We start from the raw sequence: 19,911 nt of genomic DNA, 5'->3' as shown, positions 1-19,911 counted from the left end.
TTCTAATGAAAACTTTGCCATAAAAAAACTACACCTCCAATTGTTAATTGTGTCTAACAATTGGGGTGCAGTTCATAGTGAAAGGTGTTTTGAATTTTTTATTATAATTCATCTTCTTCAGCTTTTTTATTATTATATTTACCACATCCAAACATAAACCGAAAAATACTCCGCCTATAATGTTTCCAGTAAGATCCCTCATAGTAATTGTTTCTCCATGTAACTGGGGTAACAAAGTAAATAAAACATAGAAAATAAAGCCTGAAATTATCGAATTTCGTATCTTATCCCTCACCAATCGAGCTTTTACGGGCAGTTTATCTCCCACCTAACTTCTTTAATTTTTCCTAATATGGGGGTATTACTTGCCTGTTAATGCGGGATAAATTATTCCGCATGGCAAATCCATCCTCCAAAAATTCCAGTAGAATAAAACCGAGTTATATTGGTAAAACCGGATTCAGCCAATAGCTGTTCGATTTGATTTTCAGCAATGGCTATGTTTTAAAATAGTGTTGAAAATTAAGCGGTTTTTAAGGGAAACTCTTTGACTTCCCTTAATTCGCCTTTTAAGAATAATGCGTAAGCACTTGAAGGTCTTAGTGAATAGGTTACACATAAGCCTTATCAATTAACAATTCACTATTTTTTATGCAATTGTAATTATAGTTCTTTTTGACATTTTACCATTATAAATTTAAATGGAGGTTTATTTTCCATATTCTTATGTGGCTCAACAATTTCTGAAAATTCTATCAATCCGTATTTTCCAAATTCTTGTTTTATCGAGTCAGAATCATAAAAAAACATTTTTATCCCTTCCATTATCTCGAAATAGTCTTTCCCCAGTTGTTTTCCCTTTCCAAACATTGGGGCTTCTTTTGAAATAGTAGTAAAAATCATATATCCGTTTGGCTTTAACTGATTATAGCAATCTTTAATAAACTTATCTCTCTCACGATCATTCAATAAGTGAATAAGTGCATAGCAAAATATACCATCATAAAGTTTGTTATCAAAAGGCATATCGGTTACTGAACCATGAAAAATACTAACATTAAGCCCGTTTTGCCTTGCCAATTCAATCGCTGTTTTTGAAATCTCAATACCTGATACATTTATTCCGTTGTCAATAAAAACCTTTGCATTTCTACCATATCCAATACCCGGAATCAATATATCCTTAACATTCTTTTCAAGGAAAAAGTCCTTTGTTAAGATTGCGGAGTCTGAAGGTTCAAATCCCCACATCATTTGATTTTCTATAAAACTTGATTCCCAGAATTCTGCCATACCTCAATCTCCTTTACAAATATTGACTCTCTTTCTTTAAAATCTGCTGTTTTTGTATAAGCATAGATTACATTACATTGAACCATAAAGTTCTTTACCTTTATTGCTTCTTTATCATTTTCAAATAGTTCAAGCCATTTGAACCAGTACATATAGTTACTGATAAATTATCTTCGTTTTTAAATTAAATACTATATAGACTCTTAATATCTACAATTAGTATAAAAAAATTGGAAACATTTATGATTCTTTATTGATTTGGTTTGCAAGATCAATATTATATCAATTAGCTAATTCATCTTTCATTTTTTTCTGTTTCAAACATCAGATTTTCAATTAAACAATCGCCGCTTTTAAAATCTTCATATTCTAAAGAGCGTGTGAATACAGTTGTTTTACTTTCAATAACTTGAATTACCTCTTAAAAAGAAAAATCACGAGACTTTCTTACTACATCCACCATTAACACCGGGATGGAATTCAATTAGTCCCACTTTAACAAGTTTTCTTAACATCTTAATAAAGTATGTTGGTGAAAGGTTTTGAATTTTAGCTAACTGTTCTAATCCAATTGATTTTCCTTTTGGTGTTTGTGTTACTTATACCATTATGTGTAAAGTATAATCTGCTGTTTTTGAATCTACCATTACTTTCCCCTTTAAAGTATATTACAGATATTTAATATCTTTAATATATTTTAATTTAAAGTGAAAAAAATAGCAAGTTGTTTACATCTCCTCTATTAAGCAGAGTCCGACCATACTATGCACTTTGTTACCCCCCCTCCCCCTTTAGTACAATAAGAAACATTACTACTAATTATTATTGAGTCCGAAGAAGATAACAAATATCGAGAGAAATACTTGTCCGCCTGGAAATAAAAAATCTAAAATCCTTTTATTATTAAGATCTAAATTTAAAAAATAGATAAAATAAATTCACGCACCCGTTAGTTTATATATTTATTTTTTTATAATCTAAATTTAATAAAACCCACTCAATAATTATAATTGCTGAATGAATTCGTTCGCTCGTGTTACCTAAAAACACTTTATTAAGCAAATCATCCAAATTAGTAAGTCTTTTTGATAATGATTTAATATGTACCAACACAGACCCAGCCGGAGGGATTGGTTTGTTATTTAAGGCCCATATACCTTCTAACATTACCCAGGTTGATGTATTAACTATATATGAAGCTTTTAATTCATCATTTACTTTCAAAGCAGCATTAATCTTTATAAGTGAACTATTTAACCAATGAGAAATGCCTTTTATTTTATTTTCAGAAATACAATAATTCTTATATTTATTTTTCGCTATTTCCTTTAATTTCTTCAAAAACCCCTTATTATCAATTAAAATTTTACCTTCTAAAAAAGAGTATAGTTCCATTGGATTGTTATTAAAGTTTAATTGAATTTGATTAAAGTCTGCATATTTATATTCAATTAAAATATTATCTCTAATTTCAGAATGAAATTTTTTATTTTGTCCATTTTCTAAAAGAATATATAAATCTAAATCGGAGTCGGGATAAGCATCTCCTCTTGCAACAGAACCAATAAGCATTAACCCAATAATTTCATCTTTAGACGAACAATCATTTAGAATTGTTCGTACTAACTTTTTATGATGTTCATATGTAATGTATGAAAGGTTTTCAATCATTTTTACCCTCCGAACTTTTTTTGGTTATTTAGTAATTGTTCAAGAAATATGCTCCTATATTGAACGTAATATCTTTTTATTAGTATAGTCTATTTAACTTATAAAGTGAAACTTTAATCAGTGGGTGTTTTCTTCATCCCCACTGATTATTAGCTCAAACCAATCAGGCTTTTACGAGCTGTTGGTACCACCGCCTAACTTCTTTTCTTTCGCTGAATATTGAGGTGGAGGTCTTACTGTCCACAAATAGCGGGGTAAACAATGCATCTTTGTTTCAAACTGGCAATAAAAAGAATAGGCTCTGTTAGCGATAAGTGTTGATTTTTCATCAAATTCAAAAAGACCAGTCAATATCTACTGACTGGTCTAATATGGTAAATGAAGATTTAACGGCATAACACTTCTGTAAATATAATAATCATCCAAGTTTATCGCTAACTTTTTTCTTTACTGGCATCCAAATTTCGCTATATACATTTTCCGATGTACCATTGTGCTTTGTAAAAGAAATTCCAGGTATATCTGCTACTTCATAATCTGAAGAAGGCAACCATTCAGAATAAATTTTTGCGGTAGTTTCTTGAAGCGTAGCAGGAAATGGTCCTTGATTAGGGAAAATTGCCCATAAACTTTCTTCAATAGAAATTTGCTCTAAATCATCGAATGGATTTTCTTTTGTAGTTGCAAAACCAATCATATGAGTTAAGTAGCCTTTTTCTTCCAAGAAACCATCATCAAAATCATAAGATACATTCAAGACTTGATGAGGATATAAATCAGCTAATTGATGCATTTCATTTCTTTGTTGTTCGGTAATTGACTGGGCTAGTTCTAAGATAGCATTATTTTCACCTTCGAATTGAATTGGCACTCTTTTCGATACACCTACTATATTAAACTTCTCTTTTTTTTCAATTTTGAATTCCATGGATATTCCTCCTCTTATATCTATAAAGAATGAAAATTTGGGAAATGATTTTTGAATTTTGTTTTTAGTTACTTCTGAAGGTAAAAAACCACTCCATCCACGAAAGGCTCTTGAAAATCCTTCTATAGATTGATAGCCATATTTATAGGCAATATCTGTCACTTTTGCTCCGTTTATTAATTCAACATTCGCAACTGATAATCTCCTATTTTTGATATACTCATTCAATGACATTCCAGCCATATACGAAAACATTCTTTTAAAATGATAATCAGATAGTCCTACAATTTTTGATATATCTTTTCCAGAGATTTCTTCCGTTAAATGTGTTTCAATGTAATCCATTAAATTATTGAATTCTTGTAACATTCATTTCCCTCCTTTACAAATACATATTATCGTTAAAATTTATTACTCACTCGATATTTTTTATACGGAATTTATCGGAACTTGTCTTACATTATTATTATAGTCACTTAAACAATCATTTCATAACATTCTTTATTAGTCATCTATGACGTTAAATAGCTATTAAACGTACTCAACTTGTCTTAAACGAATATCATTATTGGTATCAGAGACTTTATTCATTAGCACATCCACTGCAAGCTCCTTAATAGAGCGTTCACTAACATCAAATCTTAGTTGATCAAGATAGTTGAACAATGCAATATAACCTTCTAGGTATTTCGTAGAAATACCATAGAAGCGATTGAGCCATCGTTTCAAGCGAGAGTGATAGCTATTGATATTTTGGATATGGTAGGTTCCTTTGACACGTTTTTCTCCAGTTTTGAACACATACTGTTGAATATGATGATTCTTTGCAAGTAGTTTATGACCTCTAAGAGCATCGGAACAAAGAACAATATCTGTTCCTAGTCGATTACCTAAATGGAGTTCTAAGCTATCTTTTGTAGGCTTTCCACGTCCAATGACTTTATAGAATGTATTTTTCTCTCGATCACGAGCAATCAGCACACAGATTTGTTCAGTGGAAAGACCTCGTTTTTTAGCACTTCCACCACGTTTTCGAGAAGATCGGTGTGTTAGGATTGCCCCTTTTTGTGATTCTAAAAAATAGGTTTCGTCAACTTCTACGATTCCATTTAGTTCCTCTGCATTGATTTGTGCAAGGGCTGTTCGGATTTTAGGTCTCCAGTAGAATAGAGTGACGCAATGAACGCTAATTTCTTTGGCACTATCACGCAAGCTCATACCATCAATCAAGCATGATAAAAAGTCAATCCATTTTTCAGATTTTCGACAATGATAGAGAGGCTTATCAGCAGTTTCCGTAAATGTTTTATCGCAGCATTTGCATTTATAACGTTGACGATCCTGTGCAGTTTTACCAAAGCGAACAATTTCATCCATTCCACAGTAAATGCAGCGAAATCCTTTATTAGCTTTCCGTTCATTTACTTCATGAAATATGGATTTTGATTCAAATAATGGTGTAAGGGTAGTTTTTAACCACGCAAATACACGCTCCTTACCAAATTGGTCTAAGCGTTCAATATCAGTACGAATTTGTTCTATCGTAGCCATTGAAACCACCCCACAAAATGGAAGCATCTATACAATTATTATAGAACGTAAGTTCTTATTTTTTTGAATATCAACACATATCACTAACGGAGCCAAAGAATAAAAGCTCCCGCAAGTGAGAGCTTTATATTTTTAAACATTTTTAGCATTTAGGTCTTGATTACTCAAAGTAAACTCTTTTCTATATACATATAAAATTGTATTTCATTTTTTATAATGGAGACACCATACTCAAAACCATGTCGTTCTAAAATACTTTTTACAATGGCTAATCCTAATCCAGTTCCTGATATTTCCTTACTACGTGAGGCTTCTAATACATAAAATGGCTCCCAAATTTTTTCGATATCTGTACTTATATCAGGATTAATTCCATTTTGGATACTAAAATATACGCAATCATTTCTGTCTTCCAATACAATCTTGATATTTTGATTTTCTGTATATTTGATTGCATTTGAAATTAAATTATTAAATACCATTTTCATTTTATCCAAATCTGCATAAATATTAACATCTTCTACGCGACAATCCATTTGTAAATGTATATCTTTGGCTTGGAATTCAATTTCATGTTTCTCAATTACACTTTGAATAAGTGATATTACCTGAAATTCTTCTTTCTGCAGTAAGTCTCTTTCAATTTTAGAAAAACGAAGCAGTTCCTCTATTAAATTTGACATTTGATTCGTTTGTTTAATAATTGTATCCAAATATGTCCCATCATCTAGTCCATCTTGAATCCCCATTGAATATGCCTTTACTAATGCAATCGGCGTTTTCAGCTCGTGAGTAATATCTCCCATAAATCGTTTTAAGTGTTCATTTTTATCCATTAAATCTCGATGAGCTTCATGTAACTTATTACTCATAATATTAATACTATTAGCTAAATCACCAATTTCATCATTTGTTTTTACCTGCGATTGCTTAAATTTAAGGTTAGAAATATCTTCTGCGACATCGCTTAATTCTTTTAATGGAGTTGTAATTGTTTTGGATAGTACCCAGACTAGTACAACGACAAGTAATATTGAAAATCCTAAAATATATAAATAAAATGTGTTAAGTGCCTCTATCAGTTCGTTTGAATGAGCAATCGAAACCCCTACTAAAATTAACATATCATTTTTAGCGATATATTTTGCAAAAAAGCTCGCTTTTAGCTTCTCTTGATCATATAATTTATTCGATTGTCCAGAACGCTTTACTTTCATTACCTCTTCTTTTGTAATCCAAAGCTTATTCAATGTCACCCTCTTATGGGCAAGCTGCGAACGTAATGCGTCATTCATTTCATCTTCTGTGCCTTTTATAGAAGTGTAAACTATTGTTACATTGTTTTCATTCTCAATTCGATTGATCATATCTACTAGCGTTTCATCAGAGGCAGATTGTATTTGAGTCGTAATTTTATTTAGGCCTTCTCTTGTCTTGTATATATTATATTTCGGCAAAAAATAATTTATTAATAATAACGAAATTGTAAAAATAAGAATAATCGTTAAGGAAATGCTTAGAAACAGTTTTTTACCAAGCTTATTCACGAGCATCCTCCAAACTATATCCTAAACCACGATGCGTTTTAATAATCTCTTCACCTATTTTTTTTCGCAATCGTCTAACATGTGTATCCACTGTTCGCTCATCTCCGAAATAATCAAAGCCCCATACGATATCTAATAACTTTTTACGCGTTAATATCGTACCTTTATGATTTAAAAAACATTTAATTAATTCTAACTCTGTTTTCGTGATTTCTAATTCTTTATCATTTTTATATACTTTATTTTTCGTCAGATCTATTTTTAAATCTTGTACTTGGTAGATATTCTCTTGATGTAAAAGCTTTTTTGCTCTTGTAAGTAAAATACCTGGATGAAATGGCTTTTTGACATATTCGTCCGCTCCACTTTGCAAGGCCGCAAGTTCATCTTCATTTTCACTTTTAGCAGTAAGCATCAATACTTTCACGCTCGAATTCTTTTTTATTTCCTGACATACAGTGATCCCATTCTTTTTTGGCATCATCCAATCTAAAATTGCTAAATCAATCTTTTCCTCATAAAATAATTCAAGTGCTTCTTCTCCATCCCTTGCTAAAAATACTTGGAAGCCTTCTTTTTCAAAATATGCTTTTAATATTTTTAGCATATCCTGTTCATCATCTGCGATTAATACTTTCATGTATTTCTTCCTCCATTAACTATCTGTAAACCTTATCATACCAAAGTAAAATCAGAATTTCATATTTATGGCGCTATCATACACTTTCTTTGTTACATAAATGTGACAAAAAATATTTATAGGATTTGAGGGAATAGTAAATATGAGGTGTTGTTCCATGTTAAAAAAAATAGGATTCATTTTTCTGTTTTCACTTTTACTATCAACTAATGTTTTCGCAGAAACAAATAAACAAATTGAAGTATTTGATTGTCAAAAGGGAACGGTCGTGCAAAAACAATCCCTAGACTTAGAAATTCAAAAAGAAGCAGTACAATATGCAAAATCCATTACTGGAGTATTTAAAAATTTAAACGTTGTCCCTAAAACTGGACATATGATAAAAATCCCTTTATCTAAACCAGTTACCATTACAAATCGATGGATACATACAACGATAGATGAAGTTCTTGTACTCCTTCCACTTAACGAAAAACCTTATATCATGATTTATGATGATGAAAATAATCCACACTTTTATTATGTACAAGGTCACCCTGAACATTTATTGAAGCATTTAAAAGTAAAGTCATAATTACTTAAAGAGAAAAAGATTCCATAAGATTGTGCCTTATGGAATCTTTTTCTTTATAATCTTAAATAATGAGTCGCTCCTTGATACCCTTCACTTTTCATAAATCCATTGGAAATATAAAATTGACTAGCTTGTTTTGTGTCTGTATACAGAACGACAGTTTGAAAATGCTCTTTTGCATCAGATAAAATTTTCCTTAATAATAAATTCCCTATTCCTTTCCTTCGATATGCTTTAGAAATATAGAACCTTCTTAACCGTCCAACTACTTTAGCTTTCATGTACGGATCTTGATTTATGCCACCAATTCCGATAAGAACCTCATCTTGAAAAACGCCATATAAGCATTCTCCCTTTTTATTGAATGTATTTGTTTTATTTCTGTATTCATTCACTAACTTTATAAGAAAGTTAAACCCCTCTTTTTTACTTTCTTCCACAAGATGAGTGATACCAACTTGCGATAGGCTTTCAATTTGTTTCAATTGAAAATTCCACATCTCTATCACCTACCAATAATATGTAATACTACAAAAAAGGACTTTCCCATTTAAAAGAAGTCCTTTTTCATTCCTATCACACTACTAAATTACTTTTCATATTCTTAATTATTTCAATAATAACCCTCGAAGATTGATTCGCTGCAACTTTTGCAAAGTTTTCATATGATATAGTTGCCTCATCATCCGCAGTATCAGAAATACATCGAATAACAAGAAATGGTACATCATTGATATACGCAACATGACCAATTGCCGCACCTTCCATTTCTACACAATGCGGAGAATATTCAGCAATTAATTTCTCTTTCAGTTGCGCATTTTCAACAAAGCATTCCCCACTAATAATTCTTCCCTCATAAAAGCTTCCTTCCAGTCCGATTGTATTACATGATTTTAATGCAAGTTCTCTCAATTCTTTATCTGCAATGAACGTTTCTTGAAATGGAAATAAATTCTTCATTTGTCCTTTATCTACATCATGATGTGTAACATTCGTGGAAATAACGAGATCTCCAACTTTCATACCTACATGTAATCCACCTGCAACACCAGTGTTAATAATACAATCTACTTCAAATTTATTAATTAAAATTTGTGTACATGAAGCTGCATTCACCTTTCCAACGCCACACCTTGTAAGAATAATCTCTTTATCCATGAAAATCCCTCGATAAAAAGGCATTTTGGCAATCGTAAATTCTTCTTGAATCTCTAGTTTTTCTAAAAGTAAGTCGATTTCAATTTGCATCGCTCCGATAATGCCGATTTTTTTCATTTATCGTCTACCTCTTCTCTATTACATATAATGTTTCTATTATAGAAAGTTAATGAACATTTTTTATGACTCTCTCAGCCATAACGGATACTAAAAATTTTGGAAGTATCAACTGGCGCTTTATTCTTTTAGGTTGTGTTACTAACCTATATAACCATTCTGTACCAGTATCCCTCATTAATTTTGGAGCTCGTTTTACCGTGCCGGATAAAATAGCAATCATACCTCCAATACCAATAGATAAAGGGACGTTTAATATTTGTAGATTTTCATAGATGAATACCTCTTGCTTAGGAGATCCTAATCCTACCAATAGTAAGTGTGGTTCAAATTGTTGAATTCGAACTTTGACGTCTTCTATCTGCTCCTCTTTTACAAAGCCATGTTGCCCTTCAAAAATAGCATGTGGAAAACGCATTTTTAAATTTCTTAATGCTTTCTCATTACTTTCTGGTGCAGCACCAAAAAGAAACACACGGTATCCTTTTTGATTACAATACTCTATTAAGTCATGTGTTAAATCTGCGCCTGTAACACGCTCTTTCAATGTTCCCTTTAAAATTTTTGAACCGAGTATCACGCCTATTCCATCTGCTGTTATTAAATCCGCAGATAGTAAAATATTTTTGAAGCGTATAGATTCAGCTGAGGTCTGTCTAGCTGACATCACAATTTCAGGATTCGCTGTCACAATAAACTTTGGTTTATTTTCCTTTTCAGATAACCAATTTTCTAATATATCTATTACTCTCTTATACTCTAAGCTACAAAATGGTATACCTTTTATGTACTGTTGTTTCATTCTTTACATACACTTCCCTTACGTATTCTCTTATAATAGATGACTTAAGCTTCCTCTTTTACAAGCTGTAAATACTCATCAACATCCTTATTTATTTGAAGCAATGATTTCTCCCAAAACTCATTATCGGCAAGATTGATGTGAAAGTATTGTTTCACCAACTCTTCGACTGGGCGCTTTCCAGTCTCACACAAGAATTTTTTGTATTTGGAATGAAACTCATAATCTTGTTTTGCAATTTCTAATAATCCTAAACTGAGTAGATAACCAAATGTATATGGATAGTTGTAAAAAGGAAGATTCGCCGTATAAAATTGACCATATTTCATCCAAACAAAAGGTTGATATTCTGTTAGAGAATTTCCATAAGCTGCTTTTTGTGAGAGTATAGATAATCTCTCTAATTCATCCGCACTCAAAGGCCCCTTTTGACTTTCTTCATAAAATGTTTGCTCAAATTGAAATGAAGCTCGAATGGCCATTACATAATTAAAGCTATTTCTGATTTTCCAGCTGAGTAACGATTTTTTCAAGTTACCATGTTCTGCTGTTTGCACTAAGTAATCTACAAGTACCATTTCAAAGAAAATCGATGCTGATTCGGCCATACTCATTGGAAGATAATCATCCAAAAATGCAGGAGACTTTTCATTGCTCATTACATAAAAGTGCCATGCATGTCCTAATTCATGCGCTAACACTCTTACACTATCAATTGTTCCATCATACCGTAATGAAATTCGAGACTCTCCTTCACTTAAAAAAGGAGCACAAAATCCACTAGGAGGCTTATTATCTCTTGGCTCAGCATCTACCCAACCGTTCATAATGGCGTGCTGTGCGAATTCTGCTAATTCTTCATCAATACTCTTTAAAGCATCGTATATATCCTTTACTGCTAGTGAAAAAGGGATTTCAATCTGATTATTTTCTTCTAATGTCATCAAATCATGCCAAGTAAATGTCTCTTTATTACTTTTATGAAACGCTATAACACTCGATAACTTTTCAAGATTCCCTTCAATTGCATCCCACATTTCCAATAATGCATGATTAGAAATACCATTCACTTGAAGGGATTGTGACAATACTTCCTTTTCTTGCAGCAGGTTCCTTTTTAGATTACGCAATCTCCCCATTTGATTAAGCACGTTAGCAAATACTGTTTTCTCCTTTTCCAATGCCTCTGTAAGAGAAGAAAATACCTCTAATCTTTCATGATGAGCTTCAGCATTCATCGCAAGATAGTTTGCTTTTCCAAATGAAAATACTTCATTATTATTATGTATTTCTAATCTATTTCGTAATTGTATGTACATATCTTCCCAAGCTTTTAATTCATTTTCTATAAAATGAATACTTGCGTTATCAGAAACATTACTTTCTTCTTGTAGTAATAAACGAACATCCCTTTTCAAATTCATTATTTTTGTATGCGGTACAGCCAATATAGATTCATCTACTTGTTCAGTAGATAAACAGTAAAAGTAATACTCTGCCTTTTCAGTTTTTTGTATAATTTTTGAAAGAGCTTCTAAATCTCCCTCTTCTTTATATATTTCTATTAGTTGCTCTATTATCTCTATTTCTGTAAAAAACATAAGGTCTTGTTCTTCAGGATATAGCCTTTTCAAATCCCACTTCGTTGGGTGATCAGTAATTTGATTCATTTTTTAGCCTCCTGTTTTTACAAATAGTTACAATCGCGCATTATTAGCTAATTATATACGAATCACTTTAATTTTAACATCTTGAAATATTCCGACTTTTATGCAAGGATTTTATTTTCCTAATTCTATTTCTTCTTTTTATATAACGTTCATTTACTACCTTTTCTGTTTGATATATAGAGATACATTAAGCACATCAACGCAACTACAATGGGAATGGCAATTACATCACCAATAAACGGATATACCATTACGCAGCATGTAAATGCTGTTACAGAAAAAAACTTTCCTAGTCTATTCTTGATTAGCTTTATGCCCGCTGCAGTACCTACTATATATGTAACAATTCCTAACGAATTAGGGATTAATACTAATGTATCTAGACCAATATGAAAAATAAAACTTATGAAAATCCCTGTTACTGCGATGAATCCAACTGTCATTAGAGCATACGTTGGTGCATTCCTTTTATGATCTAAATATCCAAGATACTTAGGAGCAAATCCTTCTTTTCCTAATGAATAGCCAAGCCGGCTCATACTTGCTACAAATGCATTTGTTGTACCTAAACAAATCATAAAAGCTACTAATCCAACTAACCATGCAAATTGGTCACCTAATGTATTTTTTATAACGATTACAAGAGCGGTACTATTATTAGAATCTATAGAATATGATCTCGTCCCGATTACTGAAACGGCAATTCCTATATATAAAAATCCAATAATTACAATAGCAACTCCTGTAGAAAAAATGATATTCCTTCTTCTTGGAGATTTAAATTCTGGTGCTAAACTTGAAATTGCTTCCCATCCAAAAAAAGACCAAAAAATTAATAATGACGCATGTAAAATAGGTTGTATTTCATTTACTGAAACGTTCACGTTCATATTCTTCATTTCAATATTAGGTAATGAGCAAACAATTGTTATGAATAAGATAAGAAAAGTTAATACACCTATACATACTTGAAACACTCCACTCATTTGCAATCCAAAGAAATTGGAACAAATAGCTATACTTAAAATAATAAAGGCGATCACATATGCAAAGTAGAAAGGCAAATCCAACACTTTAACAATATACAGCCCGCCCGTTAGAGACACAATAATTTGACCAACACTTCCGGCAATAAAAAAACACCATCCTATTATGGCTCCGATATTTTTTCCAAAAGCCTTTTCAGAAAAAGTTGCAATTCCACCTGCACTTGGATACTCAATAGACAAAAAAGCAAAAGTAAACGCAAGCGGGATACTAAGCAAAATCATTATAAACCAAGAAATAATAGCGCTTGGCCCCGCTATACTCGCTGTCATACCTGGTAAAATGAGAATTCCCGATCCTAAAACTGCCCCAACATATAAAGCTGTACCTTTTCGAATAGAAATCGTTTCTTTGAAATCATTAGACATTCCATGCACCTCCATTTATATTTAAATTATAGAAAGTTGTTAATCTATTTTATATTCAAAAATGAACATAATTCTTTTCTGAACTTTATATTATGAAGGTATTTTAGTTATTTATTTTCAATTTCGTAAAGGAGTATATATTATGGATGGGATCGATAAAAAGATAGTTTCACTTTTACAAGAAGATGCCAGAATGACAATTAAAGAAATGACGGAACATTTACATCTTAGTCGTCCAAGTGTTACCGAAAGACTCAAACGATTACATGATGCGGGAATAATTGAAAAATATACAGCACGTATTTCCCCCGATGCAGTTGGCAAAGGCATTCAAGCGTTTTTAAGAATAGAAAACTTAAAAATCCCCTGTAAAAAATTCGAGGAGAAAATATACAACGAACATAGAATACTTGAATGTCATCGAGTAACGGGAGAAAGTAGCTATTACTTAAAAGTAGCTGTGCAATCAATGAAAGAATTAGAATCATTAATCGATATTGTAATCCCATTTGGTACAGTAAAAACTTCCATGATATTATCCTCACCAATCCCATACAGACCGATTATTGTAGATTAAACCTAAAAAAGGATTGATCATTATGATCAATCCTTTCGCTTTATCAAAACATAATGCCACTAACAATTACAATGAAATTCTTTAAAGATATTTATACAAAAACTTTATTTATTTCCAAATCTCATTTACCCATTCAGGATGATCAATAAATGGATTACGGTTGTGCTGATATTTTGTAAAAATAATTTCATTACGCTTTCTTTCAACGTCATCGACAGGGTCTTGTTCATTCCATTTTAGTAAGACTGATAGTTTCCCCATATATGGATCTTTATTGTTATTCACTCGCTCATTAAGTTCTAAATCTACTTCACCGTTATCTCCTTCATAGCGAACAGCCATGTAAAATAACATTCTAGCAATATCTCCTTTTACACTATCACGAGGTTCCCAAGAATCACTATCGTATTTACATTCTGTTGCTTCTGAATGATTCATACCGCCATTATCAAAATCCAAATTTCCACGCGAACTATTTACAGATACATCCGTAGCTCTTAAATGATGAAGATCCGTTCCTGGTCCTGCAGCTGTCCCAAAATCACCGTGAGATTTTGCCCAAACATGCTCTCGATTCCAATTATCAACCCCTGAACCATTCGTAAATTTCCCTTGCGAACGTCCTGTATATAAGAGAATTACATTATTTTTATTATTTGGATCTTCGTCAGTATCTCTTAGTGCTTCCCAAACCGCACTGTATGATATCTTTTTATGATTATCAATAATAGTATGAAGTTCCTTTTTTAACTCTAAACCCGTTTTCCCCTTCGCGCTATTATAATATGTATCATCATAATTAGCTGCAATTACCCCTTGATTTACTTTTGAAGCCGAAGAAGTTCCTTCACCATATACGGTATTTGTAAATGATAGTGACGCAGAGCCTAAAATAAAAAATGAAGAAATGGTAACCATAGCAAGTTTTGTATTTCGGAACACCATATACACATATCCCCTTTAAAATTTAATTTTAACTAATGAACGAAAACAATTCTTTCTAAACACATGAAATATTTTAAAACTACATACACATTTTCTCTCTATATAATAGAAAATCCTATTCAGCCTGTATAAATTTCCACGCTTTTGGTTGATCCGTTTTTTTTCCTAAAGCAATCCAGCTTTTCCCTTTACCATTTTCTTGATAATTAACTGGATAGCCGTCAGTATATAAGAAATATTCACTTGGATGATTCGGGTTTGGATACACTTTAAACTGTGCGGTGTTTGTTTTTCTTTTTGCAAGATGTACCCAATTCGTCATATTAGAGTAATTTAAGAATACGTAATTTTCATAGTTGGATTGCGTCATTTTTATTAAGGCACTTTCTCCCTGATGAAGAATCCCATTATTATCTTTATCAAATACAAATTGAACCGGTGTGCCATGAACTTTATTATCATCTACCTGATTAGATAATAATGCGTAGTCATTCGCAGCATATACTTCAAAGGTCAAACCTCTATTCTGAAACTCACTTGGTATTACAAAATATTTTTTATTTTCTTGTACTGCCTCTTCATTAGTATCTCTCACTATAGTATTTTCAATCTCTTCAGCTGCAGTATTTCCAACAAATGTTTTAAACCATAAATGAATAAATCCCGCCGTATTTCTTTGTGCTTTCTCTAAACTCCTTTGGACAGCCGGCATAACCTCTTGTTGCCAAAGAGCATTGTTTCCTTTATTATATTGAGATTTAATATTATCATTGGTAATATTCATAACTTCTGCTTTTGCGAGTTTCGCTGTTTCATGTATCCACTGTTTTGGATCATGAGAATCGACCAAATTATATGTTCCCTTGCCATCCTTCACCTCAAATTGTGTCTGAATGGTCGTCACATAATTCTCAAAAGCGCTATGAAACTTTAAGGCACTTATTTCGACCGCTGTAAAATTAGCAGCATGCATTGGCTGGGTCGCATCTGTAAAGTAATGCGTTGCAACACCTAAATAATAAAAAGCTTGTTTTCGGTCATCCTTCTTAAAGTAATCACCTGCTAATTTAAAATATTTATCTCCTTGCGAGAGAGCTGTTGGTTCTTCTTCGCCTTTATAGTTCTTTCTCGTATCGGGATCGTAGAAATGAGATTTCCATCCTCCCCTAATTAAACCATCAATCCCTATCGTACCTGTACCCCCATCATTAAATTCATCCAGGTAGTCTGCGTCATAAAGACCTCTTTCAAATAACTCCTTATATTCAGGAGTATTTAAAAATTGTAATTCATTTTTTTGAACTGTATTATCTTGATTACGAGCCATAATTTGAATTGCGTTTCGTGCAATCCATAAATGTGTGCTTTCATTAGGATGGTGTGGATGCTCAGCAGACCATCTTTTCACACGTTTGTGCTCTTGGTTTTCCTGTTTCATTACTTCGCCTATTCCACAAGCGGATGTGACTGTTGGGATTACCACAGTACCAGAAGCTATCGCTGTGACAAGAGCCAATGTACATAATTTCTTTTTCATACAATTCTCCTAAATTTCAATTTCATCAATAACGTAAATGATTTCACCTTGAAGCAAAAATACCCTTCTACATTAAAAATGTAGTTTAATGATAACTTATATATTTCAATTTATTTATGCAATTATACATATTTAGTTACTAGCTAAAAAACATTTCAAATAAGTAAGCGTCAAATATTCCCCACCTACAATTAAATCTCTTCAAGCTCAAATAGAAGAACTCACGGAAAAAGTGAGATGGTACGAAGAACAATTTCGTCTTAGTCAACAAAAACGGTTTGGTACGTCTAGCGAAAATACAACGGAAAATCAACTCGCTCTAGAATTGTTTAATGATGCTGAGAAAGAAAGTGATACCGAAGTACCCGAACTGGCTGTTTTATCTAGCTTTACAACAGACGATCAAACCGCTGAAATCACATTAGAAATTGCAGAAGAATGTTTACAGAAAAAAAGCTTTGTTCATGATAAGGGCGGAGATGCTCATTTTGACGTCCTATCTGCTTTTCAAAAGTCAGTACGCGGAAGTGATGTGAATGCTGCACTTCATTAGTTAGCGCGCCTTATTGAAGCTGGCGATTTGCAAAGTATCGAAAGAAAACTGCTCATTATGGCATATGAAGATATTGGACTTGCTAGCTCGCAAGCTGGACCGCGTACGCTCGCTGCGATTGAATCGGCTGAACGCGTCGGGTTTCCAGAAGCTCGCATTCCGCTTGCATTCATATATAAACACTCCTTGTCTATTTTGTTAATGAACTAAAAAAAGCGGACACCAAACTATAGAGCAATATCGTTAATGCTCTTTATAGTTTGGTGTCCGCTGGTTCTTCCAGTAGGACTATAGAATTTTTATTTTATATATTCCAAAGGTCACTATTTATATCATTGTTATATTTATATTCAACTTTTTCTTTTCCACACTTTTCACACTTATAAAAACTAGCTATCCCCATCTGTCCCGTTTTAAAATTTTCACTATCCTGAGTTTTAATGAAGTTATATTTGTGTATACAATTGCGATGCTTTATCTCTTCAAGCAAAGAATTGTAAATAAGTTCTGATTAAACATTTTATAAAATTGAAAGTTTCATTCCATTAAAATGTTGGATGCAACTTATGATAGACTAAGACTATAAAAACTTATAATTACCTGAATGTTTTAATTTTAATGAAGAGATAGATTGTATAAGCAATTTTAGTTTGAATTATGACTACAAACTAAATGAGAAGAAAAACGGGAAAATTTAGTTTCTATAAGAGATAGGAGTGAAAATTTCCTGAAAGGAGTTAAGTAATGGCGTAATGCAACTAAGTTTTCACTCCCATTAGAACTATTTGACATAAAAAACAAGTGATTATCAAATTATGCCATATCTCCCAGCATCCTTAATGGAAACTTTTTGAGGAAATTATGTAAAAAATCTTCCCTTCAAAAGATCCAAAAAGTTTCCTCTTATTTATGAGTTGTAATAAAACCATTTTGTATACTGCTTAAAGTATCTAAATCCAGTTGCATTACCACCTATTGAGACTTTAAACTCATGGTATCCATTAATACTAATTTGGATCGTTCTACTCCCGTCTATAATAATACTAGCACTATTAGTTTGAACCCAACCTGAAGAGGATATCCCAGAGGCGAATGAATTAATTTTTGAAGTCCCTATAAACCTTTTCTGACCACTAGAAATTAAATAATAATCATAGTTAATATTTATTCTCATGGTGACCGATGGTGCCCACCAAAGATCGTAATCATTCCAAGTTATAGAGCCTATAGCTGCAATATACTTCGATACATCAGAAGGGTTACTCCCCTCAATAGGTTGTGATTCCAGTATATCTCTTTCTTGTTGGCGCAAATGATTTTTGTCGTTCTTAAGACGCATATTATCTTTTATAGCTTTCTCAAATTGTTCAATGCTTTCAAACTCTATATATGGTGCTCCTTCTGAAATTTCACTGGCATTTACCAGTTCAAGACCTGTATCTTTTGTAACTTCTTTAACCTGTTTCAAAAAAGTTTCTTCATTAACTTTTTCTGCTGCTGAAACTTGTGGGAGAAAAAGCCCAAAAACTAAAGCTATGCTTAAAAGAAGCGCTGAAAACTTTTTCATTTCATTCCCCTTTTGGAAATATATTACATTTTAATTGTAATCCAAAATTCATTTCAAAGAACTGAAAATTTAAATTTTTTCTTATGAAAGTGAAATTAATTTGTATGTTAATTAAATACGTCTAAATATTTTTATATAAAAATGACTAGTCACCAAATCCGTTTATCACTGAAGACTTAAAAATATTGTCAAGTGCTTTGGTATTTATGTAGCTTTGAAATGAAGTTACGATATTTATAAAAAAGACGCGATGTTTTGAATAAAGTCGCGATGCTTCACCAATTCAATATATTTTTCGAATTGTTATATAATAATGATAACTTTAGATGATTAAGCTTATTTCAACTGATAGGAGTCGTCCGCATTGGAACTTGTTGTTTATATAAACTGGCTCAATAACGTTAAAGTAGGAGGGAATTAAGTGATTACATTAAAACCGATGAATAAAGAAGAATTTCAACTATACATTTCTAGTGCAATTGAGAACTATGCAAAAAACAAAGTTACTTCAGGAAACTGGGGTGAAGATGAAGCAATCAGTCTATCTAAAAAAGAATTTTCTAGACTATTACCTAAAGATGAGAAATCTGAGCTTAATTACTTGTACTCTATTTTTCAAGACCAACAACTAGTCGGAATGATTTGGATTGCACAAACATCAACTACAAATCCAGGTCTAGGCTTTATTTTTGATTTTATAATCTATAAACCACACCAAGGACAAGGGTATGGTAAGCAAGCAATGAAAGAAATTGAAATTATTGCTAAAGAATTAGGAATGAATAAAATTGGTCTTCATGTTTTTGGTCATAACACAGTTGCACGTGGGTTATATGAAAAGTTGGGTTATGAAATTACAAATATAAATATGGTGAAGGCCATTTAAAAAAGATACTGTATAGTGTATCAAAGCAACTTTATATACAACAGGTAGCTTGCGCTGAATAATTTGAATCTGAAAATAATCAATCTTTTTAATAAAAACTAATATCTAACTGAAATACAAAACGCTCATTTTGACCAATCTTTTTTCAAGTTGAGCGTTTCTTTTTGTTATACAATCAATGTTTGTAGCTATTTTATAATCAAACTTTATTTCAAACCAACATTTAATAAGATTAAAAAGAGATTTAGTTACCAGTTCTATTTATAACAACTTCAGGAGTGCTTTGTAAGTTTTTTACTTCCATAAACATTTTAAAGTTATATACAAAAAACATGCTTTGCCATCTTCTAAAGCATGGTAATTATTTAAACTAATATAAAACTGCTAAGCTGATTTTTTAAGCTCATCTATTTATTGAATTCATTAACTGGAAGAAGTATTCAGGTTTATGAGTCTTATTTAGGTTATACCATGAAT

21 protein-coding genes and 3 pseudogenes are annotated in these 19,911 nt (G+C 32.0%); 6 read left to right on the top strand and 18 right to left on the bottom strand.

The window, feature by feature from the left end:
- Positions 1–663 precede the first annotated feature (663 nt).
- The 8 genes and pseudogenes from J4P91_RS26750 to J4P91_RS26715 form a co-directional block, all read right to left on the bottom strand.
- A complete protein-coding gene (locus tag J4P91_RS26750) occupies positions 664–1,293 on the bottom strand; it encodes a class I SAM-dependent methyltransferase (RefSeq protein ID WP_207996498.1) in 630 nt (209 codons plus the stop codon).
- Positions 1,263–1,460 (bottom strand): annotated as a pseudogene (locus J4P91_RS26745) (hypothetical protein); the annotation flags it as partial. The gene J4P91_RS26750 and the pseudogene J4P91_RS26745, both read right to left, overlap by 31 nt.
- A gap of 267 nt (positions 1,461–1,727) precedes the next feature.
- On the bottom strand, positions 1,728–1,841 hold the full coding sequence (locus J4P91_RS29215; protein WP_307802558.1) for a hypothetical protein: 114 nt from the start codon (positions 1,839–1,841) through the stop codon (positions 1,728–1,730).
- Between the two features lie 406 nt (positions 1,842–2,247).
- Positions 2,248–2,964, bottom strand: coding sequence for a nucleotidyltransferase domain-containing protein (locus J4P91_RS26735; protein ID WP_207996497.1), 717 nt, complete (start codon positions 2,962–2,964; stop codon positions 2,248–2,250).
- A gap of 418 nt (positions 2,965–3,382) precedes the next feature.
- A complete protein-coding gene (locus J4P91_RS26730) occupies positions 3,383–4,261 on the bottom strand; it encodes an AraC family transcriptional regulator (RefSeq protein ID WP_104150379.1) in 879 nt (292 codons plus the stop codon).
- A 162-nt stretch (positions 4,262–4,423) separates the two neighbouring features.
- Positions 4,424–5,443 carry an IS1595 family transposase gene (locus tag J4P91_RS26725; protein WP_207996496.1) on the bottom strand — a complete coding sequence of 340 codons (1,020 nt, stop codon included), beginning with the start codon at positions 5,441–5,443 and terminating at the stop codon, positions 4,424–4,426.
- A gap of 164 nt (positions 5,444–5,607) precedes the next feature.
- Positions 5,608–6,990, bottom strand: a complete 1,383-nt coding sequence (locus J4P91_RS26720; protein ID WP_207996495.1) for a sensor histidine kinase — start codon at positions 6,988–6,990, stop codon at positions 5,608–5,610.
- Positions 6,983–7,630: a response regulator transcription factor gene (locus J4P91_RS26715; RefSeq protein WP_207996494.1), complete on the bottom strand. Its 648-nt coding sequence runs from the start codon at positions 7,628–7,630 to the stop codon at positions 6,983–6,985. The genes J4P91_RS26720 and J4P91_RS26715 overlap by 8 nt, the downstream gene beginning before the upstream one ends.
- Before the next feature lie 157 nt (positions 7,631–7,787).
- On the opposite strand from J4P91_RS26715, the gene J4P91_RS26710 reads away from it, so the two are divergent.
- Positions 7,788–8,204, top strand: coding sequence for a hypothetical protein (locus J4P91_RS26710; RefSeq protein ID WP_207996493.1), 417 nt, complete (start codon positions 7,788–7,790; stop codon positions 8,202–8,204).
- 53 nt (positions 8,205–8,257) lie between these two features.
- On the opposite strand, the gene J4P91_RS26705 is transcribed toward J4P91_RS26710, so the two are convergent.
- From J4P91_RS26705 to J4P91_RS26685, 5 genes are all read right to left on the bottom strand, one after another.
- The gene (locus J4P91_RS26705) at positions 8,258–8,704 is read right to left on the bottom strand and encodes a GNAT family N-acetyltransferase (RefSeq protein ID WP_207996492.1); all 447 of its coding nucleotides are present in this window, start codon (positions 8,702–8,704) and stop codon (positions 8,258–8,260) included.
- A gap of 76 nt (positions 8,705–8,780) precedes the next feature.
- Positions 8,781–9,482 carry a 5'-methylthioadenosine/adenosylhomocysteine nucleosidase gene (locus J4P91_RS26700; RefSeq protein ID WP_207996491.1) on the bottom strand — a complete coding sequence of 234 codons (702 nt, stop codon included), beginning with the start codon at positions 9,480–9,482 and terminating at the stop codon, positions 8,781–8,783.
- Positions 9,483–9,531: 49 nt separating this feature from the next.
- Positions 9,532–10,284, bottom strand: coding sequence for a WecB/TagA/CpsF family glycosyltransferase (locus J4P91_RS26695; RefSeq protein WP_207996490.1), 753 nt, complete (start codon positions 10,282–10,284; stop codon positions 9,532–9,534).
- A 44-nt stretch (positions 10,285–10,328) separates the two neighbouring features.
- The gene (locus J4P91_RS26690; protein WP_207996489.1) at positions 10,329–11,954 is read right to left on the bottom strand and encodes a M3 family metallopeptidase; all 1,626 of its coding nucleotides are present in this window, start codon (positions 11,952–11,954) and stop codon (positions 10,329–10,331) included.
- Positions 11,955–12,103: 149 nt separating this feature from the next.
- On the bottom strand, positions 12,104–13,369 hold the full coding sequence (locus tag J4P91_RS26685; RefSeq protein ID WP_207996488.1) for an APC family permease: 1,266 nt from the start codon (positions 13,367–13,369) through the stop codon (positions 12,104–12,106).
- 142 nt (positions 13,370–13,511) lie between these two features.
- Here J4P91_RS26685 and J4P91_RS26680 point away from each other — a divergent pair, with 142 nt between their 5' ends.
- Positions 13,512–13,946, top strand: coding sequence for an Lrp/AsnC family transcriptional regulator (locus J4P91_RS26680; RefSeq protein ID WP_017151984.1), 435 nt, complete (start codon positions 13,512–13,514; stop codon positions 13,944–13,946).
- Positions 13,947–14,054: 108 nt separating this feature from the next.
- Here J4P91_RS26680 and J4P91_RS26675 read toward each other — a convergent pair whose 3' ends face one another.
- Together J4P91_RS26675 and J4P91_RS26670 are read right to left on the bottom strand one after the other, a co-directional pair.
- The gene (locus J4P91_RS26675; RefSeq protein WP_207996487.1) at positions 14,055–14,891 is read right to left on the bottom strand and encodes an endonuclease I family protein; all 837 of its coding nucleotides are present in this window, start codon (positions 14,889–14,891) and stop codon (positions 14,055–14,057) included.
- A gap of 115 nt (positions 14,892–15,006) precedes the next feature.
- The gene (locus tag J4P91_RS26670; protein WP_207996486.1) at positions 15,007–16,428 is read right to left on the bottom strand and encodes a zinc dependent phospholipase C family protein; all 1,422 of its coding nucleotides are present in this window, start codon (positions 16,426–16,428) and stop codon (positions 15,007–15,009) included.
- A 190-nt stretch (positions 16,429–16,618) separates the two neighbouring features.
- On the opposite strand from J4P91_RS26670, the pseudogene J4P91_RS29840 reads away from it, so the two are divergent.
- The 3 genes and pseudogenes from J4P91_RS29840 to J4P91_RS29830 form a co-directional block, all read left to right on the top strand.
- Positions 16,619–16,798: pseudogene (locus J4P91_RS29840) on the top strand (transposase domain-containing protein); the annotation flags it as partial.
- Positions 16,799–16,981: a hypothetical protein gene (locus tag J4P91_RS29835; protein WP_374192071.1), complete on the top strand. Its 183-nt coding sequence runs from the start codon at positions 16,799–16,801 to the stop codon at positions 16,979–16,981.
- 12 nt (positions 16,982–16,993) lie between these two features.
- The gene (locus J4P91_RS29830; RefSeq protein ID WP_374192070.1) at positions 16,994–17,191 is read left to right on the top strand and encodes an AAA family ATPase; all 198 of its coding nucleotides are present in this window, start codon (positions 16,994–16,996) and stop codon (positions 17,189–17,191) included.
- A 94-nt stretch (positions 17,192–17,285) separates the two neighbouring features.
- Here J4P91_RS29830 and J4P91_RS29210 read toward each other — a convergent pair whose 3' ends face one another.
- Positions 17,286–17,483, bottom strand: coding sequence for a hypothetical protein (locus J4P91_RS29210; protein WP_307802557.1), 198 nt, complete (start codon positions 17,481–17,483; stop codon positions 17,286–17,288).
- Between the two features lie 405 nt (positions 17,484–17,888).
- A complete protein-coding gene (locus tag J4P91_RS26655; protein ID WP_207996485.1) occupies positions 17,889–18,548 on the bottom strand; it encodes a hypothetical protein in 660 nt (219 codons plus the stop codon).
- A gap of 421 nt (positions 18,549–18,969) precedes the next feature.
- Here J4P91_RS26655 and J4P91_RS26650 point away from each other — a divergent pair, with 421 nt between their 5' ends.
- Positions 18,970–19,434: a GNAT family N-acetyltransferase gene (locus J4P91_RS26650; protein WP_207996484.1), complete on the top strand. Its 465-nt coding sequence runs from the start codon at positions 18,970–18,972 to the stop codon at positions 19,432–19,434.
- A 403-nt stretch (positions 19,435–19,837) separates the two neighbouring features.
- Here the strand turns inward: J4P91_RS26650 and J4P91_RS26645 are convergent.
- A pseudogene (locus J4P91_RS26645) lies at positions 19,838–19,911 on the bottom strand (glutamine amidotransferase); the annotation flags it as partial.

The sequence above is a fragment of the Bacillus sp. XF8 genome, assembly GCF_017498755.1.
Classification (GTDB): Bacteria; Bacillota; Bacilli; order Bacillales; family Bacillaceae_G; genus Bacillus_A; species Bacillus_A bingmayongensis.
This window is presented reverse-complemented; position numbering and strand designations above follow the sequence as displayed.